Source organism: Leifsonia sp. Root4, assembly GCF_001425085.1.
In the GTDB taxonomy this organism is placed as follows: domain Bacteria; phylum Actinomycetota; class Actinomycetes; order Actinomycetales; family Microbacteriaceae; genus Microterricola.
This window is the reverse complement of record NZ_LMDN01000001.1, coordinates 324,728-336,500: the sequence shown is the minus strand read 5'-3', so window position 1 is coordinate 336,500 and position 11,773 is coordinate 324,728. Positions and strand designations below refer to the sequence as shown.

The 11,773-nt window shown below is 70.7% G+C and carries 8 protein-coding genes; 4 read left to right on the top strand and 4 right to left on the bottom strand.

What is annotated here, in order from left to right:
* Window positions 1–5 precede the first annotated feature (5 nt).
* Window positions 6–368, bottom strand: a complete 363-nt coding sequence (locus ASC66_RS01640) for a cupin domain-containing protein (RefSeq protein WP_055836128.1) — start codon at window positions 366–368, stop codon at window positions 6–8.
* A 251-nt stretch (window positions 369–619) separates the two neighbouring features.
* Here ASC66_RS01640 and ASC66_RS01635 point away from each other — a divergent pair, with 251 nt between their 5' ends.
* Window positions 620–1,348 (top strand): ferritin-like fold-containing protein, encoded by a 729-nt coding sequence (locus ASC66_RS01635; RefSeq protein WP_055833791.1) that lies wholly within the window; start codon window positions 620–622, stop codon window positions 1,346–1,348.
* 36 nt (window positions 1,349–1,384) lie between these two features.
* Complete coding sequence (locus tag ASC66_RS01630; protein WP_055833788.1) at window positions 1,385–3,100, top strand: long-chain-fatty-acid--CoA ligase; 1,716 nt, start codon at window positions 1,385–1,387, stop codon at window positions 3,098–3,100.
* Between the two features lie 108 nt (window positions 3,101–3,208).
* Here the strand turns inward: ASC66_RS01630 and ASC66_RS01625 are convergent, their stop codons facing one another.
* Together ASC66_RS01625 and ASC66_RS01620 are read right to left on the bottom strand one after the other, a co-directional pair.
* The gene (locus ASC66_RS01625; RefSeq protein ID WP_055833786.1) at window positions 3,209–3,505 is read right to left on the bottom strand and encodes a hypothetical protein; all 297 of its coding nucleotides are present in this window, start codon (window positions 3,503–3,505) and stop codon (window positions 3,209–3,211) included.
* A gap of 2 nt (window positions 3,506–3,507) precedes the next feature.
* Window positions 3,508–3,732: a DUF3107 domain-containing protein gene (locus ASC66_RS01620; RefSeq protein ID WP_055833783.1), complete on the bottom strand. Its 225-nt coding sequence runs from the start codon at window positions 3,730–3,732 to the stop codon at window positions 3,508–3,510.
* A 124-nt stretch (window positions 3,733–3,856) separates the two neighbouring features.
* Between ASC66_RS01620 and ASC66_RS01615 the strand changes: the two genes are divergently transcribed.
* Window positions 3,857–7,066, top strand: coding sequence for an ATP-dependent DNA helicase (locus tag ASC66_RS01615; RefSeq protein ID WP_055833780.1), 3,210 nt, complete (start codon window positions 3,857–3,859; stop codon window positions 7,064–7,066).
* Window positions 7,063–10,401 carry an ATP-dependent helicase gene (locus ASC66_RS01610; RefSeq protein ID WP_082491936.1) on the top strand — a complete coding sequence of 1,113 codons (3,339 nt, stop codon included), beginning with the start codon at window positions 7,063–7,065 and terminating at the stop codon, window positions 10,399–10,401. Before ASC66_RS01615 ends, ASC66_RS01610 begins: the two co-directional genes overlap by 4 nt.
* 27 nt (window positions 10,402–10,428) lie before the next feature.
* Here ASC66_RS01610 and ASC66_RS01605 read toward each other — a convergent pair whose 3' ends face one another.
* A complete protein-coding gene (locus ASC66_RS01605) occupies window positions 10,429–11,649 on the bottom strand; it encodes a phosphotransferase (RefSeq protein WP_082491935.1) in 1,221 nt (406 codons plus the stop codon).
* Between the last annotated feature and the right edge of the window lie 124 nt (window positions 11,650–11,773).

Below are 11,773 nucleotides of genomic sequence, written 5' to 3'. Positions count from 1 at the left end.
GCGGCTCAGCGCTTCGCGTAGTCGCTGAAGCCCTGCCAGTCGATGAAGACGCACGGCTCGTCGCCGATGGTCCAGGCGTCGTGGCCGGGCGCCATGCTGGCGTAGTCGCCCGGCCCGTACTCCATCTCCTCGCCGTCATCCATCACGACCTTCATGCGGCCGGAGAGGAAGTAGCCGACATGGCTGGCCTGGCAGCTGTCGGTCTTCGCGATGGGCTTCACGTGCTCGGACCACCGCCATCCCGGCTGGAAGGTGGCGCGACCGATCGCCCCCTGCTCGGTGTTGACGAGCTGCAGTTGTCCGGCGTCGGCCTCGAACGGCCGTGTTTCGTCGGGTGTGTCGAGACTCTTACGGACGAGACTTGACATGATGACCTCCTTGATCGATTCGTTGATCGAAGGCAGCACGGAGACGCGGGCTCACAGTCGAGGGGTTCGGAGGTGCGTCCCGCCGTCAGCGAGCCCGCAACGGTCATGAGCGGCATCAGCCCAGCCGCTTCGAGCGCAGTCTACGCCGGGGCTCTCTGCCTGTCACCCGCTGCCGGGGAGCCCGCGCTGCGGTGCTCCCGGCCACACGGACGGCTCGCGCGTCGGGTTCACGCACGCCCTAAGCTGAACTCGTGGTCTCATGGTTCTCGCAGAACAAGCTCCGTGTGGAGTTGCCGCGGCTCAAGCCCCGTGGTGAGTCTTCGGCGACCAAGGTCGACTTCGCCGAATACACGCCGCAACTCCTGCCGTTCCTCGGTCAGGTCGCGGCCCTGAACCTCGAGGTGGCCGAGAACCTGGCCCGCGCGCTCGCCGTGGCCCCCGGCTTCGAGACCAAGCAGCGCATCAGCTATGCCACGGCGCAGGTGCTCGCCACGCAGCACGCGCTGGTCGCCGAGATCCGCTCGCTCCACGCCGACCCCGACGAGCACATGCGACCATTCGCCGATGCCCTCGAGCGCTACCGCACCCTGGCGACCAGCTCCGACTGGCACGAGCTCCTGCTCACGTGCTACCTCAGCGGCGGCATGCTCGGCGACTTCTTCGAGCAGCTCGCGCGCGGCATCGGCGGCGACGTCGGCAGACGGGTCGCCATCCTCCTGTCCAAGGATGCCGGCGCGGCCGATCTCGCCGCCATGCTGCGGGCCTCGATCAGCGCCGACGCGGTGCTCGCCTCCAGGCTGGCGATGTGGGGACGCCGTCTGGTCGGCGACACCCTCCTCGTCGCCCGCTCCGCCCTGGCCGATGTCGACTCGCCCGGCACGCCGCTGCACCACGCGGCAGAGGCCAACATCGAACCCGTCTTCACCGAGCTCATTGCCGCACACACCCGCCGCATGGACGGGCTCGGACTCACCGCCTGACGGCCGGCCGCACGGCCGCATTCCAGAGAGGTCGTCATGACCACCGCATCACCCTTCTCCAGCCGCCCGTGGCTCGGTTCCTACGCCCAGGGCGTTCCCGCCGACGTCGTCGTGCCGGAGGAGAGCCTCGTCGACATGCTCGACGCCTCCGCGCGGGCGAACCGGGCATCCGTCGCCCTGGAGTTCTTCGGTGAGACGACGACGTACGCCGAGATGGCCGACCAGATCGCCAGGGCGGCCAACGGCCTGCGGAAGCTCGGCGTTCGCCACGGAGACCGGGTGGCCATCGTGCTGCCCAACTGCCCGCAGCACATCGTCGCCTTCTACGCGGTGCTGCGCCTCGGCGCGATCGTCGTCGAGCACAACCCGCTCTACACGCCGAGTGAACTGCGCCACCAGTTCGAGGACCACGGAGCGACCGTGGCGATCGTCTGGGACAAGGTGCACGACACGGTCATCGACTTCCCCGCCGACATGGGCGTCGAGCACGTCATCGCCGTCAATCTCACCCGCGCGATGCCCATGCTCAAGCGGATCGCGCTGCGCCTGCCGATCAGCAAGGCGCGCGAGGCCAGGGGCGCCCTGACCGCGCAGCCTCGGGCCAAGAATGCGCTGCGCTGGGAAGACCTGCTGGAGACGCGCCGCCTGAAGAAGTCGCACCCGCGCCCGGTCGCGGCCGACACCGCGGTGCTGCAGTACACGAGCGGCACGACGGGCAGCCCGAAGGGCGCGATCCTCAGCCACCGGAATCTGCGCGCCAACGCGCTGCAGGGTCAGGCCTGGGTGCCTGGTCTGCGCCAGGGCAAGGAGGTCTTCTACGCCGTGCTGCCGATGTTCCACGCCTATGGGCTCACGCTCTGCCTGACCTTTGCGATGAGCATGGGCGCCAGGCTCGTGCTGTTCCCCAAGTTCGACGAGGGCCTGGTCCTGGATGCCGCGCGCACGAGCCCGCCCACCTTCCTGCCCGCCGTTCCGCCGATCTATGAGCGTCTGGCGAAGGCTGCAGAGAAGCGCAAGGTGAGCCTCGGCAGCATCCGCTTCGCCATCTCGGGCGCGATGAATCTGCCGCTCAGCACGGTGGAGAGCTGGGAGCGCTCAACGGGCGGGCAGCTGGTCGAGGGCTACGGCATGACGGAGAGCTCTCCGGTCGCCGCAGGCAACCCGTTCAGCCCCGCACGGAGGGCCGGCACCGTCGGTGTGCCGTTCCCGAGCACTGAGATCCGCGTCATCGACCCGGAGAACCCGCACATCGACAGGGGCGTCGGCGAGGAGGGCGAGCTGCTGCTGCGCGGTCCGCAGGTCTTCAGCGGCTACTGGAACCGGCCGGACGAGACGCTCGCCGTGCTGCTGCCTGCGTCGGACGGCGGCGCACCGTGGCTGCGCAGCGGCGACATCGTCACGGTCTCTGCCGACGGCTTCATCACCATCGTCGATCGGATGAAGGAACTCATCATCACCGGTGGGTTCAACGTGGCGCCGAGCGAGGTCGAGGAGGCGCTGCTCTCCCACGAGTCCATCGCCGATGCCGCCGTCGTCGGGCTGCCGTCGCCGGGCGGCGGCGAGGTCGTCACTGCCGCCGTCGTGCTCGCGGCCGGATCCTCGCTCGACGTCGCGGCGCTCCGCGAGCACTGCCGCGGCAAGCTCAGCGCGTACAAGGTGCCGCGCCAGATCGTGGCGGTTGACGAGCTCCCGCGCTCACTGATCGGCAAGGTGCTGCGCCGCCAGGTGCGCGAGCAGCTCACCGCGCGCTAGCGAGCTCTGCGGCCCCAGGGCTCGCCAGTTCGGAGGAGAAAGCACGATCGGGAGGACGAAACTCGACGTTTCGTCCTCCCGATCGTGTGAAGTCCTCCCGTGCGGCCGCTAGGCGGCGGCGGCGCTCAGCTGGGCGAGCAGACGATCATCGGATGCCGCGCGGGCACGCCCGAGCAGAAGCGCCGTGACCGCCGAGGCGGCCGCTGCCACCGCGAGCGTGACCAGCCAGATCCAGCCGCTGTCCCACTGCATGCCGAGCCAGGTCAGCGCGACCCAGACGACTGCTGCCACGGCCGTTCCGACAGCCGGCACGAGTGCGACGCCGTATTCGGCCCGGTTCGGCAGCGCGTAGCGGGCCGCGAGTCCGAAGATCGCACCGCCGAGCGCGACGAAGAGCAGCTCCACGGCTAGCCCACGAACCCGATGCGACGGCTCTCTTCTGTGCCGATCTCGATGTAGGCGAAGGTTGCGGCGGGAACGATGTAGGTGTTCCCCTTGTCGTCGCCGAGCTTCAGATAGCCCACCTCGCCGGCGAGCACGGCCGCCACGGCCTTCTCGATCTCGGCGACCGGCTGGGATGTCTCGAAGCCGATCTCACGGGGAGAGTTCTGAATGCCAATGCGAATGTCCACCGAATGCGCCTTTCCTTGCGTTGATGCCAGAGTACGGCAGATCGTGGTGGCGCCGTCGCCCGTTCACTGTTGGCGCAACGCGTGGCAGACGGGGCGTGTCGGTTGGCCGCGCTAGCGTTGTGGCGTGGCCAAGCAGACAGAGACCGAGCGCGTGTTCGTGCCCAGAGCAGCCGCGGGGCACCCGGTCGACGCCGCCGGTCGTGATGGCACAGGGCTCGACGCCTCGCAGCGTGCCGTGCTCGAGCTCCCGCTCGATGCCACCGCCGCTGTGCTTGGCGCTCCGGGCAGCGGCAAGACCCTCAGCCTCGTCGAGCTCGTCGCCGATCGGGTGCTCAGCCAGGGTTTCGCGCCAGAAGAGGTGCTCGTGATCGCGCCCAACCGTGTCAGCGCCACCCGGCTGCGCGACCGGCTGGCGGTGCGGCTCGGCGTTCCGAGCAGCGGGCCGATCGCGCGCACGGCGAACTCGGTCGCGTTCCAGATTGTGCGGGCGGCATCCGCCCAGCCCGTGACCCTGCTCACCGGCGGAGAGCAGGACGCCATCATCGCCGAGCTGCTGCTCGGCGACATCGAAGACCAGAGTGGGCCGGAGTGGCCGCACCCCCTCGGCGAGGAGGTGCGCCAGATGCGCGGCTTCCGCACCGAACTGCGTGAGCTCAGCATGCGCGCGGCCGAGTACGGCGTGTCGGTGGCGCGGCTGGCCGAGCTCGGCCGGGCGCACGGGCTCCCGGAGTGGGTCGCCGCGGCCGAGTTCCTCGACGCCTACTCCGACAACAAAGAGCAGGCGCGTCCCGGGCAGTACGACTCGGCCGAGCTCTCGAGCGAAGCCGCCGTGCGCGTCGCCAACGCCGAAGCCGGGCAGGCAGGAGCCGCAACGCTCGGCGCGCTGGCCGGGCTGCGACTGATCGCGATCGATGATGCACAGGACGCCACCGGATCGACCATCGCGCTGCTGCGGGCCTTCGCGGGCCGCGGCGTCGCCGTCGTGGCCTTCGGCGATCCGGATGTCGCGAGCACCGCGTTCCGCGGTGCGCGCTCGGAGATCCTCGGCCGTCTCGGCGCAGCCCTCGGCGTGCCTGCGGCACGGCGCCTCCTGCTCTCCACCGTGTACCGCGGCCGTCCGGAACTGCGTGCCATGATCGGCTCCGTCGTCGGCCACATCGGCACGGCGCTCGCGGGTGTCCAGCGGCGGGCAGAACTCGCCCCGGCGCTGGCCGATCTGGAGCATGATGCCGCACACGACTTCCCCGCGACCGTGCGGATCGAGGCGCCGTCGCACGCAGCAGAGAGTGGAGAGCTGGCCAGACTGCTGCGCGAGCACCACCTGCTGCGCGGCATGCCATGGTCGCGCATGGCGGTCGTCGTGCGCTCGGGCGGCGACATCGCCGGACTTGAGCGCGGCCTCGCACTGAGCGACGTGCCGACCCGCAACGCCACGGCCAGGCGGGCACTGCGCGACGACCAGGCGGCCGCCCAGCTGCTCGCCGCTGCCGCCGTCGCCGTCGGCTCAGACAGCCTCAGCGCCGAGCGCGTCGTCGAGATCCTCACCGGGCCGCTCGGGCGCCTCGACGCCATCGGGCTGCGACGACTCCGGCTGGCGCTGCGCCAACAGGAGCTCGCCGGCGACGGAAACCGCACGAGCGACGAGCTGCTCGTTGAGGCGATGAGCGTGCCTGGCGGCTTCGCGACGATCGACTCCGGGCCGGCGGCCAGGGCGGCTCGCGCCTCGGCGAACCTGGCCGAGGCGACGCGCATCGCCCGTGATGGCGGATCGATCGAGGAGGTGCTCTGGCAGCTCTGGCAGGGGGCCGGCCTCGCGAAGGAGTGGGGCAAGCAGGCGCGCGGCACCGGAGTGCTCGCCGATGAGGCCAACCGCGCCCTCGACGGCGCCGTCGCGCTCTTTGCCGCGGCGCAGCGCTTCGTGGAGCGGAGCCCGGAGCTGCCGGCCGCCCAGTTCATCGCCGATGTGTTGGCGAGCGACCTGCCAGAGGACTCCCTGGCACCGCAGGCAGAGGGGGAGGCCGTGCTCATCTGCACACCGGCCGCCGTCGTCGGCCAGGACTTCGACGTCGTCGTGCTCGCCGGGCTGCAGGAGGGCGTCTGGCCGAACCTGAAGCCGCGCGGATCGCTGCTGCACCCGGAGCTCGTCGAGGAACTCGCCGGGCTCTCCGCTCCGCGGGGCGTCGATGCCGGGGCGGATGCCGCACCCCGCCACGCCGACGACCGCGCCGCCGTGCGCAGTGACGAGCTGCGCATGTTCGCACTTGCCGCCTCCCGCGCGCACCGGCAACTCGTGCTCAGCTGCACGAGCAACGACGACGAGCAGGCGAGCACCTTCATGGCGTTCGTTCCCGAGCTGAGCCCGCTGCACCGTGGCCGCCCGCTGCACCTGCGCGGTCTCGTCGGAACGCTGCGCCGCGAGCTCGTGGAGCGCGGGACGCCGGCCGCGGCATCCGCCCTCGCCCTGCTGGCCAGCGAGCAGGTTCCCGGCGCGGACCCGGAGAGCTGGTACGGGCTGCGCGAGCCGTCGACGAGCGAACCGCTCGTCGATCTCGATGCGGAGGGCGCCACGGTCTCGGTGTCGCCGTCACAGATCGAGAAGGCCGAGAAATCGGCCGTGGCGTGGTTCGTCGATACGGTCGCCGCCAGCCCGGGAGGGCTCGCAGCATCGATCGGGACGATCGTGCACGCCGTAATGGAGACGGCGAGCACCCGCGACGACGCCGACCTCAGCGTGGACGGGCTCTGGGCGGAGGTCGCCGAGCGCTGGAAGGAGCTGCGCTTCGATGCGCCGTGGCTCGCCGAGCGCGAGAAGCGGGGCGCGGTGCGGCTGCTCGGCGGACTGAGCGAGTACCTCGGCGATTTCGCCGACGACAGCAAGACGCTGCTGCAGGCGGAGGGCAACTTCACCGTGGAGTTCGACCACGTCACCCTGCGCGGCAGCGTGGACAGGGTCGAGCGCTCCGCCGACGGCACGACGGTGATCGTCGACCTCAAGACGGGCTCGCGGATGCCGACCCAGACGAGCATGCCAGAACACCCGCAGCTGGCCGCCTACCAGCTCGGATTCGCCAGCGGCGCGATCCCCGCTGAAGACGCGGTGGCCGGCGGCGCGAAGCTCGTCTTCGTCGCCAGCGGCGTGCGCGGCAAGAGTTACAGCGAGAGGACCCAGCAGCCGATGGACGACGAGGCGCTGGAGGCGTTCCGCGAACGCCTGCGCGGGGTGGCCGCCGCCATCTCCGGCGCACAGTTCGAGGGCCCGGCGCAGCTGGACTTCAACGACCCGCTCGCCCGCTGGGAGTACCGCATCCACCTGGTCCCAGCGGTGTCGGCATGAGCGTCTTCGAGTCGGCTGGCACGGCGCCCAGCCTCGACACCGGGCCCATTCTCGCCCTCGTGCCCGCACCGCAGCCGATCGGGGCCGCCGCGCTCGCCGCCGCGCTCGAGCTGCCACCGCCGACGCCGGAGCAGATCGCCGTGATCGAGGCCGCGCCGGGCGGCCAGGCCATCGTCGTGGCCGGTGCGGGCAGCGGCAAGACCGAGACGATGGCGAACCGGGTGGTCTGGCTGCTCGCCAACGGCCACGCCGCCGTGCCAGAGGTGCTCGGGCTCACCTTCACCCGCAAGGCCGCAGGGGAACTGGCCGTGCGCATCCGGGAACGCGTCGAACAGCTCGTGAAGGCCGGGATCGCCGACGTCGAGTTCGACATCTTCGAGTCGGCATCCGTCTCGACCTACAACTCCTTCGCCAGCGCCATCTACCGCGAGAACGCCATGCTGATCGGGCGCGAGCCCGATGCCGTCGTGCTCGGGGAGGCCTCCGCCTGGCAGCTCGCCAGGCAGGTCGTCAGCGACACGGCAGACCCCCGCCTCGTCGAGATGGACAAACGCCTCGACGCCGTCACCGGGGCCGTGCTCGGACTCAGCAGGGCGCTCGCCGAGAACGTCGTCGATGTGCGCGATGTGCACGCGATGACCCGCGAGTTCCTCGGCATGGCCGATCTACCGATCGGCGGAACGGGGCGCAAGAAGACCCCGTACACGAGCTTCACCTCCGCGCTGGAGGCCGTCGGTTCGTTGCCGCCGCTGCTCGATCTGGCCGAGCGATTCCAGGCAGAGAAACGCCGCCGCGGCTACGTCGAGTTCTCCGACCAGGTCGCACTCGCCCTTGAGGTCTGCCACCGCAACCCGACCGTCGTCGCCAACTATCGTGAGCGCTACCAGGCCGTGCTGCTCGACGAATACCAGGACACCTCCGTCGTGCAGACGCGGCTGCTGGCCGCGCTCTTCGCCGGGCACGGCGTGATGGCGGTCGGCGACCCCGATCAATCGATCTACGGCTGGCGCGGTGCGAGCGCGGCCAACCTCGCGCGCTTCGCCCCCGACTTCCGCGGCCCGGAGCTCGGTGGTGCACGCGCGGCCGAGGCCGAGCGCTTCGAGCTCTCGATCAGCTGGAGGAACCCCCGCACCGTGCTGGCGGCCGCCAACGAGATCGTCCGCCCCTTCACGTTGCAGGTTGCGGACACCCCGCCGAAGTCGCCGTTGTCTGCGCCGGGCTTCGCCGGAGACGGCCTGCTCGACGTGACGTTCCAGGAGACCGTGGAAGACGAGGCGGCGGCCGTCGCCGACTGGTTCGCCGCGCGGCTCGGGTCCGGGGCGCGGCAGGCGGATGCCGGCGACGGCGCGCAGCCGAAGAGACGCTCTGCGGCGATGCTCTGTCGCAGTCTCGGCAAGATCGACGTGTTCACCGACGCGCTGCGGGCCCGCGGCGTCCCGTACCACGTGCTGGGTCTCGCCGGGCTGCTCGACCAGCCCGTGATCGTCGACCTCGTCTCGGCGCTCCGGGTGCTGCACGACCCGAGCCGCGGCTCGGAGCTGCTGCGCGTGCTCGCCGGGGCCAGGTGGAACATCGGCGCGAAGGACCTGCACGCGCTCGGCCGGCTGGCCGGCGAGCTCGCCTCCCGCGACCACAAGCTGGCCAAGCTGAGCGATGAGGTGCGAGCACGGTTGCGCGGCAGCGTCTCGGCCGACGAGGGCCGCTCGATCGTGGACGCACTCGACTTCCTGGTCAGCGCCAGGGACGGCCACGGCCTCGTCACCGGTTTCAGCGAGCTGGGCCTGACGCGGCTGAAGCAGGCCGGCGAACAGCTCATCGCGCTCCGCCGCCGCGCCGGCCTGGAGCTGCTCGACCTCGTCACCCTCGTGCAGCAGGAGCTGTTGCTTGACATCGAGGTCGCCGCCAACGGCATCCGCCCGCTCGGCGCGCCCAGCCTCGAGGCCTTCGATGAGCTGGTCAGCGGCTTCCTGGCCGCCAGCGAGCAGAGCTCGCTCGGCGCATTCCTCGGCTGGCTGGAGGAGGCGGAGCAGCGCGACCGCCTCGCGCCGCGGCAGGAGGAGCCGGAACCCGGAACCGTGCAGATCCTCACCATCCACGGCTCGAAGGGACTGGAGTGGGACGTCGTCGCCGTTCCGCGCCTCGTGCACGACGAGCTGCCGGGCAAACCGCGCAGCACCGCAGGCTGGTTGGCCTTCGCCGAGCTGCCGTTCGAGTTCAAGGGCGACGCGGCCGAGCTGCCGGAGCTCGCATGGCGCGGCGTGCACGACCAGTTCCAGTTCGACGAGGCCGTCACCGACTTCAAGGCGCAGAACGGCGAGCACTACGCCGCGGAGCAACGCCGGCTGGCCTACGTTGCCGTCACCCGCACCAAATCCGATCTGCTGCTCAGCGGCTCGTGGTGGTGGAACCAGAAGGCACCGCGCGGGCCGAGCCCCTACCTGCGCGAGCTGGCCGTCGCCGGCCTGATCGACCCGGCCGTGCTGCCATCTGCGCCCGCCGAGGAGGAGAACCCGCGCAGCGAGACCAGGGAGCGCGCACTCTGGCCGTTGCAGCCGCTCGGTGTGCGCCAGGGCGCCGTCATGCGCGCGGCGGAGCTCACGAGCGCCGCCATGGAGAGCGGGGTCGGTGCCCCCATCCCCGAGCGGATGCGTGCCGAGATCGACGCGCTCCTGGAGGAGCGCAGGCGCCGGATGCGGGGGAGGGCAGCCCTCGCGCTGCCGACGCGCATCCCGGCATCGCGGTTCAAGGATTTCATCGACGCCCCAGCCGATGTCGCCGAGCAGCTGCGGCGCCCGATGCCGCAGCGCCCATACCGGGCGACCCGCCTCGGCACGCTGTTCCACAGCTGGGTGGAGCAGCGCTCAGGGGCCGCGGCATCCGGGGACCTCATCGACGCCGGCATGTTCGAGCTCGAGCAGCAGGACACGGACAGCTTCGGCGGCGAGGGAGCGGAGGCCGAGCAGTTCGCGAGGCTCCGCGCCACATTCGAGGCGTCGCCGTGGGCCGATCTCGCGCCGGAAGACGTCGAGGTCGAGATCCACCTGGTGCTGGACGAGCAGGTGTTCATCTGCAAACTGGATGCCGTCTACCGCACGGAGCACGGCTACCAGATCGTCGACTGGAAGACGGGCAAGGCCCCCAAGGACGCCGCTGATCTCGCACTCAAGCAGACCCAGCTCGCCCTGTACCGGCTCGCCTATGCGCGCTGGAAGGGCGTGCCTGCCGAGCTTATCGACGCCGTCTTCTACTTCGTCGCCGACGACACGGTGATCGCGCCGGACCATCTCGCCGACGAGGCAGAGCTGCTCGCGCTCTGGGCCTCCGTCACCGACTGAGGCCAGACGCCCCCGCCAGCGCCCTGGCTACCGCCCGGGCAGCTCGATCGGGCCGGTGGCGACGTCGTCGGCGGCGCTCTGCTGGTGCGGGCGACGCTCGATGATCGTCGTGCCGTCGCGATCGGCGCTCACGCTGGCACCCGCGGTGTCGGCGATCTGGGCCGCATCGTCCCCGGCATCGAGCTCGAACTCCGACTGGTCGTAGCTGTCGGTGTGCATCGCTCCAGAGCTCTCCCTGGGCGCCGCGGCGCCCTGCGAGCGCGGGGTCTGAGTCAGCAGCTGCTCGACGTCGTCGACGGCCAGGATCGGCCCGGTCGTGGGCGAGAGCTGGTTCATGGTGTGGCTGTGCACGGTCTCCACGAGCGCGTCGAGCATGTGCACGGCATCGTCGACGATGTCCGCATTGTGGCTCTCGACGCCGTGCAACAGCCAGCGTGCCAGCTCGAGTTCGGCGTAGAGCATCGCGCGCTGGGTGAGCATCCTGTCGATGCCGCCGCTCTGCGCTGCCGTGTACGCCGCCAGGGTCGTCTCTCCGGCCTCGCCCGGTGTCGCGAGGATCCAGTGCAGGTCGCGGGCGGCATCGCCGACGCGCAGCTCCGACCAGCCCAGCACCGCGGTGACGCTGTCGCCATCGATCAGGAAGGATTCCGCGCTCAGCTTGCCGTGGATCACCGAGGGGGCGAACTGCCAGAGCGCCGAATCGTCGGTTGCCTGTTCCCAGCGGCGAAGCAGTGCGGCGGGCAGCTTGCCGGTGTCGGCCGCGCGCCCGACCAGGGCGATCGTCGCTGCACGCGATTCCTCCGCGCTCTGCTGCGGGAGTCCGGCATCACCGATGAACGAGGTCGGCAGCGAGTGCACTGCGGCAATCGAACGACCGATGGATGCCGCGAGCTCGGCGTTGTGCTCAATCTGGGACGTCTCGGCCGTGGTGCCCGGCAGGAAGATGTAGACGATGGCCCGGGTGCCGCCGGCCGGTGCCTGCCCGACGAATTCCGGAACCGCGAAGGGCAGCCGGCTGCGCACGCCGGCGCTCAGGGCGCGCAGGGCGACGAGGTCGGCCGACTGCTCGGACTCCGCGGCCTGGTTGCGCGGGATGCGCACGATCAGTTCATCGCCGTCGCGCGTGAGCAGAACTGCAGCGTCGAAATCTCCGTGCAGCAGACGAGAGTGATTGCGCGTGGCAACCACGTCGAGCTCGGGCACGGCCGAAGTGGCCAACGCAGCTAAAGTGAGAGGGGATCTGGCCATGCCAACTAGGTTAGGTCGAGATCGGGCCCGTGCGTCTGTGCGCCACGCCTCTGAAGCAACTGCGGCGTGCAATCACGCCGGCATTCGGTCGCTCCGGCCGGCCGTCCACCGCTCGAAACCATTC

Bases quoted from the DNA above. Each gene is read 5' to 3' on its own strand.
- ASC66_RS01640 (WP_055836128.1), bottom strand. From the start codon at position 368: ATGTCAAGTCTCGTCCGTAAGAGTCTCGACACACCCGACGAAACACGG.
- ASC66_RS01630 (WP_055833788.1), top strand. From the start codon at position 1,385: ATGACCACCGCATCACCCTTCTCCAGCCGCCCGTGGCTCGGTTCCTAC.
- ASC66_RS01610 (WP_082491936.1), top strand. From the start codon at position 7,063: ATGAGCGTCTTCGAGTCGGCTGGCACGGCGCCCAGCCTCGACACCGGG.
- ASC66_RS01605 (WP_082491935.1), bottom strand. From the start codon at position 11,649: ATGGCCAGATCCCCTCTCACTTTAGCTGCGTTGGCCACTTCGGCCGTG.